General features: G+C 50.3%; 22 protein-coding genes and 1 tRNA gene. 20 read left to right on the top strand and 3 right to left on the bottom strand.

What is annotated here, in order from left to right:
* Window positions 1-70 precede the first annotated feature (70 nt).
* From tadA to ACJ67_RS05510, 3 genes are read right to left on the bottom strand one after another with little or no spacing between them, the layout of a single operon-like run.
* Window positions 71-523, bottom strand: coding sequence for a tRNA adenosine(34) deaminase TadA (gene tadA, locus ACJ67_RS05500; RefSeq protein WP_049638209.1), 453 nt, complete (start codon window positions 521-523; stop codon window positions 71-73).
* 8 nt (window positions 524-531) lie between these two features.
* Complete coding sequence (locus ACJ67_RS05505; protein ID WP_026295276.1) at window positions 532-987, bottom strand: phosphate-starvation-inducible PsiE family protein; 456 nt, start codon at window positions 985-987, stop codon at window positions 532-534.
* A 35-nt stretch (window positions 988-1,022) separates the two neighbouring features.
* Window positions 1,023-1,940, bottom strand: a complete 918-nt coding sequence (locus tag ACJ67_RS05510) for a LysR family transcriptional regulator (RefSeq protein ID WP_049638210.1) — start codon at window positions 1,938-1,940, stop codon at window positions 1,023-1,025.
* Window positions 1,941-2,044: 104 nt separating this feature from the next.
* Between ACJ67_RS05510 and ACJ67_RS05515 the strand changes: the two genes are divergently transcribed.
* The 20 genes from ACJ67_RS05515 (at window position 2,045) to ACJ67_RS05610 (ending at window position 19,875) form a co-directional block, all read left to right on the top strand.
* A complete protein-coding gene (locus ACJ67_RS05515) occupies window positions 2,045-2,755 on the top strand; it encodes a pirin family protein (RefSeq protein ID WP_049638211.1) in 711 nt (236 codons plus the stop codon).
* Window positions 2,756-2,786: 31 nt separating this feature from the next.
* Window positions 2,787-3,359: a flavodoxin family protein gene (locus ACJ67_RS05520; protein WP_018985720.1), complete on the top strand. Its 573-nt coding sequence runs from the start codon at window positions 2,787-2,789 to the stop codon at window positions 3,357-3,359.
* 29 nt (window positions 3,360-3,388) lie between these two features.
* The gene (locus ACJ67_RS05525) at window positions 3,389-3,961 is read left to right on the top strand and encodes a YceI family protein (protein ID WP_049638212.1); all 573 of its coding nucleotides are present in this window, start codon (window positions 3,389-3,391) and stop codon (window positions 3,959-3,961) included.
* 120 nt (window positions 3,962-4,081) lie between these two features.
* Complete coding sequence (locus ACJ67_RS05530) at window positions 4,082-5,161, top strand: alkene reductase (RefSeq protein WP_049638213.1); 1,080 nt, start codon at window positions 4,082-4,084, stop codon at window positions 5,159-5,161.
* A 129-nt stretch (window positions 5,162-5,290) separates the two neighbouring features.
* Window positions 5,291-6,085, top strand: coding sequence for a triose-phosphate isomerase (tpiA, locus tag ACJ67_RS05535; protein WP_049638214.1), 795 nt, complete (start codon window positions 5,291-5,293; stop codon window positions 6,083-6,085).
* Window positions 6,086-6,139: 54 nt separating this feature from the next.
* Complete coding sequence (gene secG, locus ACJ67_RS05540) at window positions 6,140-6,484, top strand: preprotein translocase subunit SecG (RefSeq protein ID WP_049638215.1); 345 nt, start codon at window positions 6,140-6,142, stop codon at window positions 6,482-6,484.
* Window positions 6,485-6,490: 6 nt separating this feature from the next.
* A tRNA-Leu gene (locus ACJ67_RS05545) sits at window positions 6,491-6,575 on the top strand.
* 140 nt (window positions 6,576-6,715) lie between these two features.
* On the top strand, window positions 6,716-7,045 hold the full coding sequence (gene ndhC / locus ACJ67_RS05550) for an NADH-quinone oxidoreductase subunit A (RefSeq protein WP_036307833.1): 330 nt from the start codon (window positions 6,716-6,718) through the stop codon (window positions 7,043-7,045).
* 6 nt (window positions 7,046-7,051) lie between these two features.
* Window positions 7,052-7,531, top strand: a complete 480-nt coding sequence (locus ACJ67_RS05555) for an NADH-quinone oxidoreductase subunit B family protein (RefSeq protein WP_018985714.1) — start codon at window positions 7,052-7,054, stop codon at window positions 7,529-7,531.
* 60 nt (window positions 7,532-7,591) lie between these two features.
* Window positions 7,592-8,188 (top strand): NADH-quinone oxidoreductase subunit C, encoded by a 597-nt coding sequence (locus ACJ67_RS05560; protein WP_049638216.1) that lies wholly within the window; start codon window positions 7,592-7,594, stop codon window positions 8,186-8,188.
* Entirely contained in the window at window positions 8,181-9,434 is a 1,254-nt protein-coding gene (locus ACJ67_RS05565) for an NADH-quinone oxidoreductase subunit D (RefSeq protein WP_026295273.1), read from the top strand. Before ACJ67_RS05560 ends, ACJ67_RS05565 begins: the two co-directional genes overlap by 8 nt.
* Before the next feature lie 29 nt (window positions 9,435-9,463).
* Complete coding sequence (gene nuoE / locus ACJ67_RS05570; protein WP_049638217.1) at window positions 9,464-9,943, top strand: NADH-quinone oxidoreductase subunit NuoE; 480 nt, start codon at window positions 9,464-9,466, stop codon at window positions 9,941-9,943.
* 10 nt (window positions 9,944-9,953) lie between these two features.
* Window positions 9,954-11,288 (top strand): NADH-quinone oxidoreductase subunit NuoF, encoded by a 1,335-nt coding sequence (nuoF, locus tag ACJ67_RS05575; RefSeq protein ID WP_049638218.1) that lies wholly within the window; start codon window positions 9,954-9,956, stop codon window positions 11,286-11,288.
* A gap of 26 nt (window positions 11,289-11,314) precedes the next feature.
* Window positions 11,315-13,747, top strand: a complete 2,433-nt coding sequence (nuoG, locus tag ACJ67_RS05580) for an NADH-quinone oxidoreductase subunit NuoG (RefSeq protein WP_049638219.1) — start codon at window positions 11,315-11,317, stop codon at window positions 13,745-13,747.
* A gap of 1 nt (window position 13,748) precedes the next feature.
* Window positions 13,749-14,777 carry an NADH-quinone oxidoreductase subunit NuoH gene (gene nuoH, locus ACJ67_RS05585; protein ID WP_049638220.1) on the top strand — a complete coding sequence of 343 codons (1,029 nt, stop codon included), beginning with the start codon at window positions 13,749-13,751 and terminating at the stop codon, window positions 14,775-14,777.
* Between the two features lie 43 nt (window positions 14,778-14,820).
* Window positions 14,821-15,312, top strand: coding sequence for an NADH-quinone oxidoreductase subunit NuoI (nuoI, locus tag ACJ67_RS05590; RefSeq protein ID WP_049638221.1), 492 nt, complete (start codon window positions 14,821-14,823; stop codon window positions 15,310-15,312).
* A 45-nt stretch (window positions 15,313-15,357) separates the two neighbouring features.
* Window positions 15,358-15,981, top strand: a complete 624-nt coding sequence (locus ACJ67_RS05595) for an NADH-quinone oxidoreductase subunit J (protein ID WP_049638222.1) — start codon at window positions 15,358-15,360, stop codon at window positions 15,979-15,981.
* A gap of 2 nt (window positions 15,982-15,983) precedes the next feature.
* Window positions 15,984-16,289: an NADH-quinone oxidoreductase subunit NuoK gene (gene nuoK / locus ACJ67_RS05600; RefSeq protein WP_018985705.1), complete on the top strand. Its 306-nt coding sequence runs from the start codon at window positions 15,984-15,986 to the stop codon at window positions 16,287-16,289.
* 5 nt (window positions 16,290-16,294) lie between these two features.
* Window positions 16,295-18,367: an NADH-quinone oxidoreductase subunit L gene (gene nuoL, locus ACJ67_RS05605; RefSeq protein ID WP_049638223.1), complete on the top strand. Its 2,073-nt coding sequence runs from the start codon at window positions 16,295-16,297 to the stop codon at window positions 18,365-18,367.
* Window positions 18,367-19,875 carry an NADH-quinone oxidoreductase subunit M gene (locus ACJ67_RS05610; RefSeq protein ID WP_049638224.1) on the top strand — a complete coding sequence of 503 codons (1,509 nt, stop codon included), beginning with the start codon at window positions 18,367-18,369 and terminating at the stop codon, window positions 19,873-19,875. The genes nuoL and ACJ67_RS05610 overlap by 1 nt, the downstream gene beginning before the upstream one ends.
* The last annotated feature ends 10 nt before the right edge of the window (window positions 19,876-19,885 follow it).

A 19,885-nucleotide genomic window follows, 5' to 3' on the forward strand; every position in this document is an offset into this window, starting at 1 on the left:
TGGCGCCACTGTATATCTGCTTTCGCAGCGATGACGATTTGAAAATTCTGCGTCCACCCCGTTGAACTGTTTATTTCGCTCTTCTAAGCTTGAAAAACGCACTTAATAATGCACCGCATTCAGTGGCTAATAATCCATTGCTAACTTCACAATGATGATTCAGTTTTGGTTCTTCCATCAAATTTACTACGCTACCGCAACAGCCAGTTTTGGGGTCACTGGCACCGTAGACCAGTCGAGAGATTCGGGCATGTTGTATAGCGCCGCTACACATGGCGCAAGGCTCTAGCGTTACGTATAGCGTGCAATCAACCAAGCGATAATTACCTACGTAACGCGCGGCTTCCCGCATGGCTTGAATTTCAGCATGCGCAGTTGGGTCATTGAGACTGATGGGGGCATTTCTACCACGGCCAATCACTTTACCATCTTTCACAACGACTGCGCCTACGGGAACTTCGCCTTGGCTGGCGGCTTCCGCTGCCAGCGCCATTGCTATACGCATAAAATCTTCGTCTTGCATGTTTTGGCTTATCTGCTGCTGTTTTTATCTGCAAGGCGAATCAGGATATAGACTAGCCCCATGATAAAAGCACCTGCCAGCCAGATGCCGATTTCTTCATAGGTGGGCGTGGCATCCTGCACGGGCAGTACGATAAGTTTGCGCAAGAACATCACCAGCACAACCTCGACAAAGGTTTCTACTAGTAGCTTGTGGCCGCGCAGATAGCGGATTTCGGCAGAAATGAGGGCCGAAATGGACCATAGCAACATGAGTGTGCCCAAGGCGCGCAAAAAGCCGTGTACAAGGTTGTGCGCATAAGCAGCTTCCTTGACGTCGAGAAAGAATAGCCAGGTAAACATTAGCACGGATGTGGCGAGGGCGAGGCCGATAATAATGTGAGCGAAGCCGTTGAGCCAGAGCATGGCCTTGATGGCAATGCGGTTGAGGGGTTCGAATTCTTCGGGCAGTTGTTCTTGTGACATGATCAATCCATTTCTAATGCATGGTGGATGATAAATCATTTGCTCAGCAATTGCTCCAGTGTCAGCCCAGAGAGTTGCTTCAATAGCCATTGCATGGCTTTGCCCATTTCAGCGGGGCGTTGTTGCCGCCATGCTATAAAGGTAGGGGCCACAGGTTTGGGCTCGGACACTTGTTTCACTAACAATTGCCCGCGCGTGGCGGCACTCTGGGCGAGAAATTTTGGCAGGTAACCAATTGCCACGCCCGAAATCTGTGCCTGTAACTTGGTTTGCATGTCAGGCACGGTGAGAATATCTTGGCCAGACAGAATACCGGATGTGCGCGGTGGCAAGTTGCGGGAGCTATCAGCTGCTGCCACGACACGGTGCTGCACAATATCACTGGCGCTTAACGGTTCTGCTAATGCTGCCAACGGGTGATGGGGCGCAACGGCAAACACGAATTCCAGCTGCCCCAGCAAGTGAGTTGCAAAGCCGCTGCCCGGCGGCGCATCGCCAGGTGCGCCTATGGAAATTTCTGCCCGGCCAGATTGCAGGGCATCCCAGCTACCGCCATACACTTCACGCAATAATTTCACCCGGGTACCAAAGCCTTGCTGGTAAAAGTCTTGCAAAATTTGCAACACTGGCTGGAAATCAAACAGGTCGCTGACAGCAATCGCGATATCGGTTTCAACCCCGGTCGCAATGCGCTGTACACGTTTCTCAAGCGTATGCGCGGCATCCAGCAGATAGCGTCCTTCTTTGAGCAATTCTGCCCCGGCTTCGGTTAACGTGGCGCGATGCCCGCTGCGGTCAAACAGTTCCAGTCCCAAATCTTCTTCTAATCGGCGTATGGTGTAGGTGAGTGCAGAAGGGACCCGGTAAAGTGATTCTGCAGCAGCGGCAAAGCTGCCTTTTCGGTCAATGGCGTCAATCACTTCTAGGGCTTCGAGGCTGAGTTTAATGGGCATGAGGCTTTAATCAAAAAAACTGAACAAGAGATGCAAAATGTTTTGCTATCAAAAGATTAAGTGTTTTTTTATCATACATTTAAACTTTCAAATGGAGTGAATAAATGTTGAATATTCGCCATTCAAATACACGCGGTTACGCCAATCATGGCTGGCTGGAGAGCTTTCATAGCTTTTCATTTGCCAGCTACTACGATCCTGAAAATATGGGGTATTCGGTGTTGCGCGTCATCAACGACGACAAGGTTGCGCCTGCCACTGGCTTTGGCATGCATGGCCACCAGGATATGGAAATTATTACCTATATGCTGGACGGTGAGCTGCGCCATACTGACAGCATGGGGCACAGTGAGGTGATTCGTGCCGGTGATGTGCAACGCATGACGGCGGGTACTGGTGTGCGCCATAGTGAAATGAATGCCTCTGATGAAACGACGGCACATTTGCTGCAAATCTGGATAGAGCCTGACCGTTTGGGTTTGCCCCCTGGCTATGAGGATAAAACCATCCCTTTGGCAGACAAGCATAATCGCTGGGCGCTGATTGCTTCACCAGATGCGCGCTTGGGATCATTAAAAGTACATCAGGATGTATTGCTGTATGCGACAGTGCTGGATGCAGATGTCTCTTTGCCTGTTGGCGTAGAGGAGGGGCGTTGTGCGTATGTGCATATTGCCCGTGGGACACTTGAGATTAACAACCAGCAATTGCAGGCAGGGGATGCATTTAAGCTGGACAACACAGATCAGTTAGACATGCTGGCTTTGGGTGATAGTGAAGTGTTGTGGTTTGATTTGCCCCAGGACAACGAATGATCTTTGAAATGATTAATAAGGAGCTAAAAAAATGACTCAGGTTTCAATTGTTTACCATAGTGGCTACGGACACACCGCCGAGCAGGCCAAGGCGGTCGCACGTGGTGCGCAGAAAGTGGCAGGCGTCACGGTGAATCTGCTGACGGTTGATGAAGCACAGCAACAATGGGATTTACTGAAGGCCAGTGATGCCATTGTGTTTGGCAGCCCAACCTATATGGGCTCAGCGTCTGCACAATTTAAAGCCTTTATGGACGCCAGTTCCAAGGCCTGGTACACGCGTGACTGGCAAAACAAGATTGCTGCAGGGTTTACAACTTCTGCCAGCCAGAGTGGTGATAAGTTAAACACCCTTATCCAGTTAACCGTGTTTGCGGCACAGCATGGCATGATTTGGGTAGGCCAGGATTTATTGCCGGGGAACAATCATAGCAAAGGCTCAGTCAACGACTTAAACCGTCTGGGTGGTTTTTTAGGTGCCATGGCACAGGCCAACTCGGATCAAGGTCCTGATGTCGCCCCACTTCAGAGTGACTTGCTGACCGCGGAACATTTAGGCGAGCGCGTAGCCACCATCACACAACGGTTTTCTAAATCCGCATAATTAACGAATAACAATCGAAGGAGTTTGACTTGAAAAAAATCATTTTAGCGCTTGGTTTGCTGGCTGCAACACAGGCCTGGGCAGCGACTGATACCTACAACATTGATGCGACACACAGTTTTGCCAATTTCAGTATCCGCCATGTGGTCTCCAAAACTTCCGGTACTTTTAATGATGTGACGGGTGTGATTACGCTCGATCCTGCCAACCTCAATACGGCCACGGTACGTGCTGCCATTAACGTCAGCAGCGTGAATACCGGTTTTGGCAAGCGTGATGAGCACATTAAGGCGGATAAGTACCTGGACGTGGGCAAATACACGCAGATTCTGTTTGAAAGCACTAAGATTACTGCCAGCAGTCAGACCCAGGCTGTGATGCAAGGCAAGCTGACCATGCATGGTGTGACCAAGCTGGTCGATATCCCTGTGAAAGTGCTGGGGTACGGTGCAGACCCTTGGGGTGGCCAGCGCGCAGGTTTTGAAGGTCATTTAACCTTGAAAGCTTCAGATTATGGCTTTGGCTGGGCCACTGGTGCGGGTGCGCCTGTGGGTGACGACATCGAAATCACCTTGCTGATTGAAGGCGTCAAAGCCAAATAACTTTGAGTCTGTTCAAAATAGTTTTTCGATTCTAAATAAGTGCGTCAGAAACGGGATGAGCATTTGAATGCTCCATTCCGCTTCTTCTTTACGTGCTTAATCAAATAAATGGAGATGAATATGGCATTGGATTTGTTTTCCCCAGTGAATCTGGGAAGCCTTGCATTGCAAAATCGTGTGGTGATGGCGCCTTTGACGCGTAACCGAGCAGGTGAGGGCGGTGTGCCGCAGGCAATGAATGTGACCTACTACGAGCAGCGCGCAACAGCCGGGTTGATTATTACCGAAGCAACGCCGATTTCACCCATGGCGCACGGTTATCCGGCGTTGCCAGGCATTTATACCGATGCGCAAGTCGCTGGCTGGAAGAAGGTCACCGATGCTGTGCATGCCAAGGGCGGCAAGATTGTGATCCAGTTATGGCATGTGGGTCGTATCTCGCATCCTAGCTTGTTACCTAACCAAGCCACTCCGGTGGCGCCGTCTGCCATTAAACCCGCAGGCCAGGCATTTACTTACCAGGGGCTGCAGGATTACGTCACCCCACGTGCGCTGGATGCTTCCGAGCTGCCAGGCATAGTGCAAGACTATGTGCATGCCACCCGCTGCGCCATCGCCGCCGGATTTGACGGTGTGGAAGTGCATGCAGCCAATGGTTACTTGCTGGATCAGTTTTTGCGCGATGGCACCAACCAGCGCCAGGACCAGTATGGTGGCTCGGTAGAAAATCGCAGCCGTTTATTGCATGAAGTAGTCAAGGCAGTGGGGGATACCATAGGGGCGGATAAGGTGGGCGTGCGTTTATCGCCCGTGAATCCATTCAACGACATGCGTGACAGCCAGGCACAGCAGACATTTAATTTCGTTGCGCAGTCACTCAACGCATTTAACCTGGCTTATCTGCATGTGGTTGAAGGGGGTATCCATGGTGGTGGTGAGTCCGAGCCTTTTGATTTTGGGGCTTTACGCAAGCTGTTTAACCATGGCTACATTGCCAATCTGAGTTACGACAAGGATCGCGGTAATGCAGCCATCGCCAGTGGCCATGCCGATGCGATTGCTTATGGCGTCCCGTTTATTGCTAATCCTGACCTGGTGGCACGCTTTGCCAAAAATGCGCCACTCAATGCAGCGGACTCTTCCACATTTTATGGCGGTACCGAGCATGGTTATACGGATTACCCATTCCTCATGGCTTAACTAAACGGCCGAAGGGTTGTTCAACGATATTCCTCTGTTGCACTTGCCGCTCACAGTATGCGGGCGTAAAATTCGCGCAACGCGAATTTAAGCGAGCCTAAGCGCCGCACACTGTGAGTTAATTTCTGCATGTCCCGTTCTGATACAACCCTTTCTTCCCCACACAAAATTGTGGTTGCCAACTGGAAAATGCATGGCAATCTGGTACGTAACCAAGCGCTTGTTGATGGTTATCTGCAAGGCTTGAAATCCTTGCCTCAAACCGATGTTGTCGTATGTGTGCCTTATCCTTACCTGGCGCAAATTCAATCTTTGTTATCGGGGACGCATGTCGCCTGGGGTGCGCAGAACCTTGCCAAGTACGAGGAAGGTGCTTATACCGGTGAGGTGAGCGCGGAGATGTTGCGCGATTTTGGCGCGCAATATGTGATTATCGGCCACTCTGAGCGCAGTACTGCTTATTGTGAGTCGGATGAAAATATTGCCGAAAAATTCATGATGGCCAAGCGGCATGGGTTAACGCCTATTCTGTGTGTTGGAGAAACCTTGCTTGAACGTGAGGCTGGTGTCATGGAGCGTGTCGTCGGTAAACAACTGGAAACCATTATTCGTTTGTTTGGTGGAGAGGCCTTTGCAAATAGCATCGTTTCATATGAGCCGATTTGGGCAATTGGAACCGGCCTCGCAGCCTCAGCAGATCAGGCGGTGGCTATGCACCAGTTTATCCGGGACACCGTATTCGTCGCAGATAAGAGCGCGGCGGACACGCTAAAAATCCTCTACGGGGGCAGCGTAAACCCACAAAATGCGGTACAATTATTAAATAAGCAGGAAATTGATGGCGCGCTGGTCGGCCGTTGCTCGCTAAATGCAGAGCAATTTATAAAAATCTGTCAGGCCGTTCCTGAAAATAGCGTCGTCTAGATAGCGAAAGAGCCAAAAGCCAGATCGTTATTTATTTATTGGATTAAAGGAAATATGGAAAACGTCATTCTCGTCATTCATGTGTTGGCAGCCGCTGCCGTGATTGGCTTGGTCTTATTGCAGCATGGTAAAGGCGCCGACATGGGCGCGGCCTTTGGTAGTGGTGCCTCCGGCAGTTTGTTTGGGGTGTCAGGGTCTTCTAACCTGCTCAGCAAGCTGACATCGATTTTTATTACAGTGTTTTTTGCAACCAGCTTAACGTTGGCTTTTATGTCCAGCCATAAAGCGGGTTCTGGCAGCGTGGTTAAATCCGCGGTGACACAACAGGCTCCGGCCAAAGGTGAGGCGGCAGAAGCTGCCAAGCCGGTTGAAAATACACCCAAAGATATTCCCAATTAAGTACTAGCCGTCGTGGTGGAATTGGTAGACACGCTATCTTGAGGGGGTAGTGACGAAAGTCGTGCGAGTTCGAGTCTCGCCGACGGCACCAGTTCATGTTGTATTGGCATGGCTGGCAGGGAATTGATAGTTGGGGAATTTTCAAGGTGTTTGTTGAGTCAGTGCATTGAACATTTTGTTAACATGATCGATTAAGGCAAATCAGTGTTAGAAAACTATTTCCCGATTCTGATGTTTATCCTGGTGGGCCTGGGCGTAGGTTTGGGACCGCTACTTGCTGGTAAAATTCTTTCTCCGCACAAACCTGATGCGGAAAAAAACTCCCCCTATGAGTGCGGCTTTGAGGCCTTTGAAGATGCGCGTATGAAGTTTGACGTACGCTATTACCTCGTCGCTATTCTATTTATCCTGTTTGATCTCGAAATTGCATTTCTTTTCCCATGGGCCGTAGTGATCCAGGAAATTGGGTCTGCCGGTTTTTGGGCAATGATGGTCTTTTTGTTTGTATTGGTGGTCGGCTTCATCTTTGAATGGATGAAGGGCGCCCTTGAATGGGATTAATGCAAAATGAGCATTGAAGGCGTATTAGAAAAAGGCTTTGTTACCACCACGCTGGATACGGTGATTAACTACACACGTACTGGCTCGTTGTGGCCGATGACGTTTGGTCTGGCATGTTGTGCGGTTGAAATGATGCATGCTGGTGCTTCGCGTTATGATTTGGACCGCTTCGGGATTGTGTTCCGTCCGAGTCCACGTCAGTCCGACGTGATGATTGTCGCAGGCACACTTGTGAATAAAATGGCCCCCGCGCTGCGCAAGGTTTATGACCAAATGGCAGAGCCGCGCTGGGTGATTTCCATGGGTAGCTGTGCCAATGGCGGTGGTTACTACCATTATTCATATGCGGTAGTGCGTGGTTGTGACCGTATTGTACCGGTTGATGTCTATGTGCCTGGTTGTCCGCCAACTGCAGAAGCCTTGTTGTACGGCATCATCCAGTTGCAAAAGAAAATCAAGCGTACTAATACGATCGCCCGAACCTGAGGCGGATGAGAAGCTAGACTCCCCGGATCACAGAATATACTAAGCCCAAGAAATTAAACTATGTCCGCAAAACTCGAACATCTGTCCGCACAGCTCAAGTTGGCCTTGGGTGATGGTGTGGTCAAGCTGGAGCAAAAGCTGGGTGAGATCACAGTAGAAGTGCATGTGAAACACCTGCTGGCTGTGGCTGAAAAACTGAAAACACATGCTGAGCTCAAGTTTGAGCAGCTGATTGATTTGTGCGGGGTAGATTACTCCGATTACGCCGACGGCCGCTGGGAAGGGCAACGCTTTGCAGTGGTGCTACATCTGTTGTCTGTGAGCCTGAACCAGCGCGTTAGAATCCGTGCGTTTGCGGCGGATGATGGTTTTCCTGTATTCCCGACCCTTGTGGATATCTGGCCTGTCGCCAACTGGTTTGAACGTGAAGCCTTTGACCTGTACGGTATCATGTTTGAAAACCATCCGGACTTACGCCGTCTGCTGACAGATTATGGTTTTGTCGGCCATCCTTTCCGTAAAGACTTCCCCATGATCGGTAACGTAGAAATGCGCTATGACCCGGTGCAACAACGCGTGATTTACCAGCCGGTCTCGGTGGATTTCAGAAATAATGTGCCGAGGGTTATTCGCGATGAGGGTGCCCATCATGGCTGAGATTAAGAACTACACAATGAACTTTGGCCCGCAGCACCCTGCGGCGCACGGGGTGTTACGCCTGGTGCTGGAACTGGATGGTGAAGTGATCCAGCGCGCTGACCCGCATATTGGTTTGCTGCATCGAGCCACTGAAAAACTGGCTGAAAATCGCACTTATCTGCAAAGCGTGCCGTATATGGACCGCCTGGACTATGTGTCCATGATGGCCAATGAACATGCTTATGTGATGGCGATTGAGAAAATGCTGGGCATAGACGTGCCGGTGCGTGCGCAATATATCCGTGTCATGTTCGACGAAATCACCCGTATCCTCAACCATTTGCTGTGGCTGGGTGCGCATGCGCTGGATGTGGGCGCAATGACCGTGTTCCTGTATGCGTTCCGCGAGCGTGAAGACCTGTTTGATGTGTATGAAGCCGTTTCTGGCGCACGTATGCATGCGGCTTACTACCGTCCAGGCGGTGTTTACCGTGACCTGCCAGAAAAAATGCCGCAGCACGAAACCACCAAATTCCGTAGTGCCGACGAGATCAAAAAACTCAATGAAAACCGCCAGGGTTCCATGCTGGATTTCATTGAAGATTTCACCAACCGTTTCCCGACTTATGTCGACGAATATGAAACCCTGCTGACAGATAACCGTATCTGGAAACAGCGTACTGTCGGGATTGGTGTGGTGACTCCAGAGCGTGCCCTGGCTTTGGGCATGACAGGTGCCATGTTGCGCGGCTCCGGTATTGCCTGGGATTTACGCAAGAAGCAGCCATATGAAGTCTACGACAAGATGGACTTTGATATCCCGATTGGCGTGAATGGTGACTGTTATGACCGGTATCTGGTGCGCGTCGAAGAAATGCGCCAGTCCAACCGTATTATCAAGCAATGTATTGACTGGTTACGCAAGAATCCAGGCCCCGTCATCACTGATGATAACAAGATTGCGCCGCCTAACCGCGAAGGCATGAAAACCAATATGGAAGACTTGATTCACCACTTCAAGCTGTTTACCGAAGGCTTTCATGTGCCTGCAGGGGAAGCCTACGCTGCAGTAGAACATCCCAAAGGTGAGTTTGGTATTTACATGGTGTCAGATGGTGCCAATAAACCATACCGTCTGAAAATCCGTGCGCCGGGCTTTGCTCATTTGGCCGCATTGGATGAAATGACCAGAGGCCACATGATTGCTGACTTGGTTGCGATTATTGGTACACAGGATATTGTGTTCGGCGAAATTGACAGATAACCGGATCGAACAGGAATTAAGGTACAAGCATGCTCAGTGCAGAATCCATTGAAAAGATTGAATACGAACTGTCCAAATACCCTAAAGACAGACGTCAGGCGGCAGTGATGTCCGCGTTACGTATCGTACAGATGGAGCGCGGCTGGTTATCCAAGGAAAGCATTTCCGAAGTCGCCAAGTATTTACGCATCCCCGAAATTGCGGCGCTTGAAGTGGCCACGTTTTATAACATGTACGACCTGGAGCCGGTAGGTGAGTACAAGATTACGATCTGTACCAACATTTCATGCATGTTGCGTGGTTCTGACGAAATTGTTGAACATCTGCAACACAAGTTGGGTGTCGGTTTTAACGAAGTGACGCCAGATGGCAAATTCTGCCTCAAAGAAGGTGAATGCATGGGCTGCTGTGGCGGGGCGCCTTTGTTGCATGTGAATAATAGTGAAATGCATGAATTTCTAACCACTGAAAAAGTGGATGCCCTCATTAACGAGTTGAACAAGGGCTAAGGAACTGGACATGGCAAAGACTTCAAACACGACTGTTAACAGCAAACCGGTGATTAAAACTGACTTAGCCGGTCAAACGCTGGTGACCCTGCGGACGTTGACGGAAGAAAATCCTGCTTCGCTGGCGACCTACGAAAAACTAGGTGGTTATGCCCAGCTTAAGCGCCTGGTGACTGAAAAAGTAAAAGCACCTGACATCATCAGTCAGGTCAAGGTATCCAACCTGCGTGGCCGTGGTGGCGCAGGCTTCCCGACCGGCCTCAAGTGGAGCTTTATGCCGCGTTATTACGATGGCACAAAATATCTGGTTTGCAACACCGATGAAGGCGAGCCAGGCACATTTAAAGACCGAGACATTATCCGTTACAACCCGCACCAGTTAATCGAAGGCATGGCGATTGCTGCCTACACGCTGGGTGCACGCGTGGGTTATAACTATATCCACGGTGAAATCTGGCAGGATTACGAAATTTTTGAGGCTGCACTGGCTGAAGCACGTGAAGCCGGGTACCTCGGTGAAAATCTGTTTGGCACCGAATTCAGCTTTGACCTCTATGCGGTGCATGGCTATGGCGCCTATATCTGCGGTGAAGAAACAGCACTGATTGAGTCCATTGAAGGCAAAAAAGGCCAGCCACGTTTTAAACCACCGTTCCCGGCCAGTTACGGCGTATTTGGCAAGCCAACCAATGTCAACAATACTGAAAGCTATGCCTCTATCCCCTGGATCATGCAGCATGGCGGGCAGGCGTTTGCTGACCTTGGGGTGACTAACTCCGGTGGCAGCAAATTATTCTCGGTCTCAGGCCACGTAGAAAAACCTGGCAACTATGAGATCAAAATGGGGACGCCATTTAAGGACTTACTGGAGATGGCCGGTGGTGTCTGGAAAGGGCGTAAGCTCAAGGCTGTGATTCCAGGTGGTCCGTCAACCGCGGTCATGCCTGCCAGTGCGATTGAAAATGCCACCATGGACTACGATGGCCTGAGCAAGGCGGGTTCAAGCCTGGGTGCGGGCTCCATGATTGTGATGGATGAAACGACCTGTATGGTAAAGGCGCTCAAGCGGCTGAGCTATTTCTTTTATGAGGAAAGCTGTGGGCAATGTACGCCTTGCCGTGAAGGCACAGGCTGGGTGTATCGCATTATTGAACGTATTGTTGACGGCAAAGGCAAAATGGAAGATCTGGATCTGCTGACCGATTTAAGTAACAACATTTCCGGCCGCACGATTTGTGCGCTTGGTGATGCTGCAGCCACGCCGGTCTTGAGTTTCATTAAGCATTTCCGCCCAGAATTTGAGTATTACATCCAGCATGGCAAGTCCATGGTAGACGGTAAATAAACGGTTTTAAGCTTAACGGTAATCACATGCTAAACATCGAAATTGACGGCAAACCACTAGAAGTCGAACATGGCAGCACCATCATTGATGCTGCCGATGCGGCAGGGATCGCCATCCCGCGTTTTTGCTACCACAAAAAACTGTCGGTGGCCGCCAACTGTCGTATGTGTCTGGTACAGGTAGAAAAATTCAATAAACCGCTGCCTGCATGTGCTACGCCAGTGGCAGATGGCATGAAGATTTACACACGGAGTAAATCTGCTGTCGAAGCCCAGCAAAGTGTGATGGAGTTTCTGCTGATTAACCACCCGCTGGATTGCCCCATTTGCGACCAGGGTGGGGAATGTGATTTGCAGGATATTGCCGTGGCCTATGGTGCCTCTGGCTCACGCTATACTGAAGAAAAACGCGTGGTATTCAACAAAAATATCGGTCCGTTGGTGAGCACCGATATGACACGTTGCATCCAGTGTACGCGTTGTGTGCGCTTCCTCAAAGAAGTGGGCGGCATGCAGGAACTGGGTCTGGTGAACCGTGGCGAGCATGCAGAGATTACCGCATACGTTGATCAATCTGTAAACTCCGAACTCAGCGGCAACATTATTGATTTGTGCCCGGTAGGCGCATTGACCAGCAAACCGTTCCGTTATTCAGCCCGTAGCTGGGAACTGGTACGTCGTCCTTCCATAGCGCCGCACGATGGTCTGGGATCGCACATTGAAGTACACGTGAAAGACAATAAAGTCATGCGCGTGCTGCCGCGTGAAAAAGAGTCAATTAACGAGTGCTGGTTGTCTGACCGTGACCGTTTCTCCTATGAAGGTCTCAATAGTCCTGATCGGCTTAAAGTGCCAATGATCAAGCACAACGGCCAATGGCAGGAGACCGACTGGAAAACGGCACTTGAGTTTGCGGCAGGCCAATTAAAAGATATCACCAAAGAACACGGCGGCGACGCCCTTGGCGTGCTGGTTTCACCAGGCAGCACCATGGAAGAAGGCTACCTGATCAAGCAACTGGCGGAAGGCTTGGGTTGCGGTAATGTGGATTACCGCTTGCGTCAGACCGATTTCCGCCTGGATGGAAAACGTACAGGCACCCCATGGATGGGTTGCAATATCCAGGAAATTGAAGAGCTGGACCGTATCCTGCTGATTGGTTCCAATATCCGCAATGAGCATCCCTTGCTGGCGCAACGCATCCGCAAGGCCGTATCCAATGGTGCCGAATTGTGTATCGTCAGCCCGTTGGATAACGATCCATTGATGGATATTGCGCACAAAGTGATTGTGCGTCCTAATGATATGGTCAATGTGTTGGGCCAGATTCTCAAAGCCATGTCCGGCTTGCAAAAGCTGTCGTTATGCTTGCCGCCGACATTGAACAAATTGCTAGAAGAAATCCAAGTCCGCCCAAACACACAGAAAATTGCCGAGTGCCTGGCTGGTATCAGTGAAGAGTTGATCCTGATCGCGCCCAAGGTAGGTATTTTCCTCGGCAATATGGCCTTGAGTGATCCACGTTTTACTGAAATGTATAGTATGGCAGAGGCGATTGGCGGCATTACTGGCGCCAAAGGCGGGATTTTACCGCCAGCCGCAAACAGTACCGGTATGCACCTGATGGGCGTGATGCCTTCTGCGACTGGCATGCACGCGCGAGCCATGCTGGAAGTGCCACGCAAGGCTTATTTGTTACTGAATATTGAACCGGAGCTGGATTGCCAGCACGCAGCTTTGGCCAGTGCAGCTATGGCGAAAGCCGAGTGTGTGATTGCGCTCACCGCATACAAGTCTTCTGCGCTTGAGAACGCAGATATCCTGCTGCCGATCACGCCGTTCACTGAAACCTCAGGCACATTCATGAGTATGGAAGGCCGTGTACAAAGCTTCCAGGCGGTAACACGCCCACTAGGCGAAGCGCGCCCTGGCTGGAAAGTATTGCGTGTACTTGCGAATACCTTGGGCTTGTCCGGTTTTGACTACAACAGCTCAGAAGAAGTGAAGAGTGCTATTTTCAACGGCGAGAAACCTTCTGCGGTGGTCTGGCGTAGCTTGAACAATAACTTGAAAGAACTGGTGGAAATCCAGGTCAATATCAAAAAGGAGGGCTTGCAGCGCATTGGCGAAGTACCTCAGTATGAGTCTGATCCGATTGTGCGCCGTTCTGCACCTCTGCAAAAAACCAAATACAACATCCGTCCAATGGCGCGTATGCGCGCCGAGCAACTGGCTGAGTTGGGCTTGCAGGATGGCGATATCGTGGTGGCCCGCCAGGACAAGGGCAGTGCAGTATTGAAAGTTCGATTAGATAACCACGTTGCCAAAGGTTGCGTGCGCGTCGCAGCAGCACATCCGCTGACGGCAGGTCTGGGCGATTTGATGGGAGATATCACTATTGAAAAAGCCTCTACCGAGCAAGTGGCAATTTACGAAAAACAACTGACCGAGATGGCATAACATGCAATTCTTTGCTGAATTATTTGGTTCCTACTGGACAGACGTGCAGTTGGTAGCGTGGACACTGATCAAGATTGTGGCCATTGTTTTGCCGTTGATGATTGGTGTCGCTTACCTGACATTGGCTGAACGTAAAGTCATCGGTTACATGCAGGTGCGTATTGGCCCTAACCGAGTTGGTTATTTTGGCCTATTACAGCCTTTGGCCGATGGTTTAAAGCTGCTGTTTAAAGAAATCATTCTGCCGACAGCTTCCAACAAGGCGCTTTTCTTTATTGGTCCGGTGCTGGCAATTGCACCCGCCTTTGCAGCCTGGGCGGTCATCCCCTTTGATGCGACGCTGGTTTTAGCCAACATTGATGCGGGTTTGCTTTATATCCTGGCGATGACTTCTGTGGCCGTGTATGGCGTGATTATTGCCGGTTGGGCCTCTAATTCCAAATACGCTTTCCTTGGTTCGTTGCGCTCTGCCGCACAGATTGTGTCTTATGAAATTGCCATGGGTTTCACGCTGGTTGGGGTGCTCATGTGTGCCAACTCCCTCAACTTGGGCAAGATTGTCATGGGACAGGAAGGCGGCTTTTGGCACTGGTACTTCCTGCCATTGTTTCCGCTGTTTGTGGTGTATTTCATCAGTGCCGTGGCTGAAACCAACCGCGCTCCGTTTGACGTGGCCGAGGGTGAGTCCGAGATTGTGGCGGGTTTCCATGTGGAATATTCCGGCATGGCTTTTGCCGTCTTTTTCCTGGCTGAGTACGCCAACATGATGCTGGTCTCCATGTTGGCTGCATTGATGTTCCTGGGTGGCTGGTTATCACCTGTACCTCTCCTGCCGGACAGCATCTTGTGGCTGCTGGCAAAAGTCGCATTCCTGCTGTTCCTGTTCTTATGGTTCCGCGCGACCTTTCCGCGTTACCGTTATGACCAGATCATGCGTCTGGGCTGGAAAGTATTTATTCCAATCACACTGGTGTGGATTATCGTGGTTGGTGGAATGATGCAAACCCAGTGGGCCTATTTGTTCCATTAATGTCACCTGGAAATGCACAGACAAGGATTTTGGAAACCTTACCATGTTGAATTCGATTAAAAATACATTGGGCAGTTTGATGTTATGGGAAATGCTGAAAGGCATGGCCCTAACCGGACGCTATTTCTTTGCCAAAAAAATCACCATTCAGTACCCGGAAGAGCGTACGCCACAATCCAACCGTTTCCGTGGGTTGCATGCACTGCGTCGCTACCCTAACGGCGAAGAGCGTTGTATTGCCTGCAAACTGTGCGAAGCGGTATGCCCGGCGCTGGCGATTACCATTGAATCCGAGCAACGTGACGATGGTACGCGCCGTACCACGCGTTATGATATTGACCTGACCAAGTGTATTTTCTGTGGCTTCTGTGAAGAGTCCTGCCCGGTAGACAGCATTGTAGAAACCCGTATTTTTGACTATCACGGTGAACAGCGTGGCGACCTGGTTTATACCAAGCAAATGTTGCTGGAAATTGGTGACAAGTACGAGGCGCAAATTGCAGCAGACCGCGCCCAAGACAAAGTGTACAGATAACACCCATAGATAAAAGTATATCGATAAGGGCAAACAGGAAGAATCATGGTATTTACCGATATTGTTTTTTATGTGCTGGCTACAATATTGCTGTTCTCCGGCATCCGCGTGATTACAACACGCAATCCGGTGCATGCGGCATTGTTCCTGGTACTGGCATTTTTTACTGCCGCAGGTATCTGGCTGTTGCTTGAAGCCGAGTTCCTGGCGATTGCACTGATCTTGGTCTATGTGGGCGCAGTCATGGTGCTGTTCCTCTTTGTGGTCATGATGCTGGATATCAACCTGGACAAGTTGCGCGAAGGCTTTTGGGAGTACCTACCCATGGCTGGCCTGATCGGCCTGTTGATGGTGGTTGAAATGACCATGGTGCTTGCCGAGAAAAACCTGCATCCAACCCAGGCTGTTGAACTGCCTGCCAATTACAGTAATACCGCCGCCCTGGGTAAGGTGTTATATACCGACTACCTGTTGCCATTTGAACTGGCGGCGGTGGTATTGCTGGTGGCCATGATTGCTGCGATTGTGCTGACCCTGCGCGAGCGTAAGGATAACAAATCCATGAACCCGGCCGAGCAGGTGAAAGTCAAGCGTAACGACCGTCTGCGCATCGTGTCCATGCCTGCCGAAGTAGAAGACCCGGCACCGACTGCAGAGGAGAAAAAGTAATCATGGTTGGTTTGTCTCACTACCTGATACTGGGCGCACTGATGTTTGCCATCAGCGTGATCGGTATCTTCCTCAACCGTAAAAACGTGATCATTCTGCTGATGGCCATTGAACTGATGTTATTAGCGGTGAACCTCAATTTTGTGGCTTTTTCGCATTACCTGAATGATATTGGCGGCCAGGTTTTTGTGTTTTTTATCCTGACTGTAGCAGCAGCAGAGTCTGCGATTGGCCTGGCGATTCTTGTGGTGCTGTTCCGTAACCTGCATACCATCAACGTCGACGATCTGGATCAGTTAAAAGGTTAAGCGTGATGACAATAAAACAAATCCTGATATTGATTCCATTGCTGCCATTAATCGCAGCTGCCATCGTGGGTATATTCCGTAATTATTTGCCGCGCTGGGCTGGCCATGTGGTCACGATTGCTGGTGTAGGTGCTGCTTTTGCCTTGTCCGCATACATTTTCAACCAGACGCTGAGCGGCTTTACGCTCAATGAAGCTGTCTATACCTGGCTGAATTCCGGTGACGTGCATTTTGAGGTGGGTTTCCTCATCGACAACCTCAGTGCCATGATGATGGTGGTGGTGACTTTTGTGTCACTCATGGTGCATATCTACACCATAGGCTATATGGCAGAAGACCCCGGTTACAGCCGTTTCTTCAGTTATATTTCACTGTTCACGTTCTCCATGCTGATGCTGGTCATGAGTAACAACTTCATGCAGCTGTTCTTTGGCTGGGAGGCTGTGGGCTTGGTGTCTTACTTGTTGATTGGTTTCTGGTTCACGCGCCCAACGGCGATTTATGCCAACCTCAAGGCATTCCTGGTGAACCGGGTAGGGGATTTTGGTTTCCTGTTGGGCATTGGCATGGTGCTGTATTACTTTGGTAGCCTGGATTACGCCACGGTGTTCCAGCGCGCCCCCGAATTTGCCAATACCGAAGTCAATCTACTCGGTGCCTGCAACTGGTCGCTGATGACCGTGACCTGCCTGCTGCTGTTTGTTGGTGCCATGGGTAAATCCGCACAAGTGCCGCTGCACGTCTGGCTGCCAGACTCAATGGAAGGCCCTACACCGATTTCTGCGCTGATTCACGCGGCAACCATGGTGACCGCCGGTATCTTTATGGTGGCACGCATGTCACCTTTATATGAATTGTCTACCACGGCCTTGTCGACGGTCATGGTGATTGGCGCAATCACTGCGCTGTTTATGGGTTTTCTGGGCATTATCCAGAACGATATTAAACGTGTGGTGGCTTATTCCACCTTGTCGCAACTGGGTTATATGACTGTGGCGCTGGGTGCTTCTGCCTATTCTGTGGCCATTTTCCACCTGATGACACATGCGTTCTTTAAAGCGCTGTTATTTCTCGGGGCGGGTTCAGTGATTATGGGCATGCACCACGATCAGGATATCCGCAACATGGGTAACCTCAAGAAATACCTGCCGGTCACCTGGATCACTTCTTTGATAGGTTCCTTGGCCTTGATTGGCACGCCGTTCTTTGCCGGGTTTTATTCCAAAGACAGCATCATCGAAGCGGTTGAGATGTCGCATATCCCCGGTAGTGGTTTTGCCTATTTTGCCGTGATCGTTGGTGTGTTTGTGACGGCTTTCTATTCATTCCGTTTGTACTTCCTGGTGTTCCACGGTGAGGAAAAGTGGCGCCATGCCAAACACGATGACCATGCACATGTCGCACATGCAGACGCACAACATGACGACGCGCATCATGATGATCATGCACACGACGAAGAGCATCATCATGGCCTGGGGCCAAATGACAATCCGCATGAGCCAGGCTGGGTCGTTACCCTGCCATTGGTGTTGCTGGCGATCCCCTCACTGGTGATTGGTTACATCGCGCTGGAGCCCATGCTGTACGGCGATTTCTTCAAGAATGTGATTTTTGTGAATCCTGAAGCACATCCTGCCATGGCGCACCTCGCTCATCACTACCACGAGTTTATGCACAGCCCGGCAGGCATGGCGATTCACGGCTTCACCAGCCTGCCATTTTTCCTGGCGGCTTCAGGTGTCTTGCTGTCATGGTTCTTCTATATGAAGCGTCCAGATATTCCTGCTGCGATCAAGAGCCGCTGTATCGTGATCTACAATATCCTGGAAAACAAATACGGCTTTGACAGCTTTAACGAGAAGTTTTTTGCTGGTGGATCACGTTGCCTGGGTAGCCTGTTATGGAAGTTTGGCGATATCACGCTGATTGATGGCGCCATGGTGAATGGCACCGCCAATACCATGGGCAAAATTGCGGCCAAAATACGCAACCTGCAATCCGGTTTAATTTATCACTACGCCTTTGCCATGATTATTGGCGTATTCCTACTCATGACTTTCTTTATCAAAATTAACTAATGATGCAAGCCGACCTCACAAGTATTTCCTGGTTAAGTCTGGCCGTCTGGCTACCGGTGCTTTCCGGCGTGCTGGTATTGTTGCTGGGGGGTGACCACAAGGCCACATTGACACGCTGGCTAGCATTGGCAGGCAGCCTGGTCAGTTTTTTGGTGACCGTGCCGCTGTACACCTTGTTTGATGTGCAGGACGGATTCTTCCAGTTTGAAGAACTATTACCTTGGGTGCCCGCATTTAATATGCATTACCACCTGGGCATTGATGGATTTTCCATGCCGTTGGTGTTGCTGACCAGTTTTACAACTGTGATTGTCGTGTTGGCTGGCTGGGAAGTGATTACCAAACACATTGCACAATATATGGCTGCCTTCCTGATCATGAGCGGCATCATGATAGGCGTATTTACAGCACTGGATGCGATTCTTTACTACGTATTCTGGGAAGCCATGCTGATCCCGATGTTCCTGGTGATTGGTATCTGGGGTGGACCAAATCGAGTTTACGCTACGATCAAGTTTTTCTTGTATACCTTGCTCGGTTCCTTGTTAATGCTGGTGGCATTCATTTATCTATATCACCAGACCGGCAGTTTTGAGCTGGCTGACTACTACTTGTTACCATTGAGTCTGCAAGCACAGATTTATATTTTTATTGCCTTCTTTATGGCGTTTGCGGTGAAGATCCCGATGTGGCCGGTACATACCTGGTTGCCAGACGCTCACGTGGAAGCGCCAACTGGTGGCTCAGTCGTGCTGGCGGCCATTGCCCTGAAACTGGGCGGTTACAGCTTCCTGCGTTTCGCCATGCCAATCGCACCCGATGCTGCGCATTACTTTAGTACCGCCATGATTGTGTTGTCATTGATCGCGGTGGTGTATATTGCGCTGGTTGCCTTGGTGCAAAAAGACATGAAAAAGCTGATTGCTTACTCCTCGATTTCGCACATGGGCTTTGTCACGCTTGGTTTCTTCATGTTTGGTCAGCTGGCATTGGAAGGCGCTATGGTGCAGATGATTTCGCACGGCTTTATTTCTTCTGCCATGTTCTTGAGCGTAGGTGTGCTCTATGACCGCGTGCATAGCCGTGAAATCTCGGCCTATGGCGGGGTGGTTAACAAAATGCCAGTTTTCGCGGCATTTGCCGTGTTGTTTGCCATGGCCAACAGTGGCTTGCCAGGGACCTCAGGCTTTGTCGGTGAGTTTATGGTGATCCTGGCTGCAGTCAAATTCAACTTCTGGGTAGCGTTCTTCGCGGCGACAACCCTGATTTTTGGGGCGGCATATACTTTATGGATGACCAAGCGTGTGTTTTTTGGCAATGTGACCAATCATCATGTGGCAGAACTCAGTGACCTCAATAAACGTGAATTCCTCATCCTGAGCATTCTGGCGCTGCTGGTCATTGGTTTTGGCGTTTACCCGCAAGCATTGACTGAGGTCATGCAGGCCACCAGTGCAGAATTCCTGAAACATATGGCGATTTCCAAATTGCCCGTCACAGGCTATTAAGGCAGGATTT

The sequence above is a fragment of the Methylophilus sp. TWE2 genome, from assembly GCF_001183865.1.
In the GTDB taxonomy this organism is placed as follows: Bacteria; Pseudomonadota; Gammaproteobacteria; order Burkholderiales; family Methylophilaceae; genus Methylophilus.

Coding starts and splice junctions, on each gene's coding strand:
- tadA (WP_049638209.1), bottom strand. CDS start 523: ATGCAAGACGAAGATTTTATGCGTATAGCAATGGCGCTGGCAGCGGAA.
- ACJ67_RS05505 (WP_026295276.1), bottom strand. CDS start 987: ATGTCACAAGAACAACTGCCCGAAGAATTCGAACCCCTCAACCGCATT.
- ACJ67_RS05510 (WP_049638210.1), bottom strand. CDS start 1,940: ATGCCCATTAAACTCAGCCTCGAAGCCCTAGAAGTGATTGACGCCATT.
- ACJ67_RS05515 (WP_049638211.1), top strand. CDS start 2,045: ATGTTGAATATTCGCCATTCAAATACACGCGGTTACGCCAATCATGGC.
- ACJ67_RS05520 (WP_018985720.1), top strand. CDS start 2,787: ATGACTCAGGTTTCAATTGTTTACCATAGTGGCTACGGACACACCGCC.
- ACJ67_RS05530 (WP_049638213.1), top strand. CDS start 4,082: ATGGCATTGGATTTGTTTTCCCCAGTGAATCTGGGAAGCCTTGCATTG.
- tpiA (WP_049638214.1), top strand. CDS start 5,291: ATGTCCCGTTCTGATACAACCCTTTCTTCCCCACACAAAATTGTGGTT.
- secG (WP_049638215.1), top strand. CDS start 6,140: ATGGAAAACGTCATTCTCGTCATTCATGTGTTGGCAGCCGCTGCCGTG.
- ndhC (WP_036307833.1), top strand. CDS start 6,716: ATGTTTATCCTGGTGGGCCTGGGCGTAGGTTTGGGACCGCTACTTGCT.
- ACJ67_RS05555 (WP_018985714.1), top strand. CDS start 7,052: ATGAGCATTGAAGGCGTATTAGAAAAAGGCTTTGTTACCACCACGCTG.
- ACJ67_RS05560 (WP_049638216.1), top strand. CDS start 7,592: ATGTCCGCAAAACTCGAACATCTGTCCGCACAGCTCAAGTTGGCCTTG.
- ACJ67_RS05565 (WP_026295273.1), top strand. CDS start 8,181: ATGGCTGAGATTAAGAACTACACAATGAACTTTGGCCCGCAGCACCCT.
- nuoE (WP_049638217.1), top strand. CDS start 9,464: ATGCTCAGTGCAGAATCCATTGAAAAGATTGAATACGAACTGTCCAAA.
- nuoF (WP_049638218.1), top strand. CDS start 9,954: ATGGCAAAGACTTCAAACACGACTGTTAACAGCAAACCGGTGATTAAA.
- nuoG (WP_049638219.1), top strand. CDS start 11,315: ATGCTAAACATCGAAATTGACGGCAAACCACTAGAAGTCGAACATGGC.
- nuoH (WP_049638220.1), top strand. CDS start 13,749: ATGCAATTCTTTGCTGAATTATTTGGTTCCTACTGGACAGACGTGCAG.
- nuoI (WP_049638221.1), top strand. CDS start 14,821: ATGTTGAATTCGATTAAAAATACATTGGGCAGTTTGATGTTATGGGAA.
- ACJ67_RS05595 (WP_049638222.1), top strand. CDS start 15,358: ATGGTATTTACCGATATTGTTTTTTATGTGCTGGCTACAATATTGCTG.
- nuoK (WP_018985705.1), top strand. CDS start 15,984: ATGGTTGGTTTGTCTCACTACCTGATACTGGGCGCACTGATGTTTGCC.
- nuoL (WP_049638223.1), top strand. CDS start 16,295: ATGACAATAAAACAAATCCTGATATTGATTCCATTGCTGCCATTAATC.
- ACJ67_RS05610 (WP_049638224.1), top strand. CDS start 18,367: ATGATGCAAGCCGACCTCACAAGTATTTCCTGGTTAAGTCTGGCCGTC.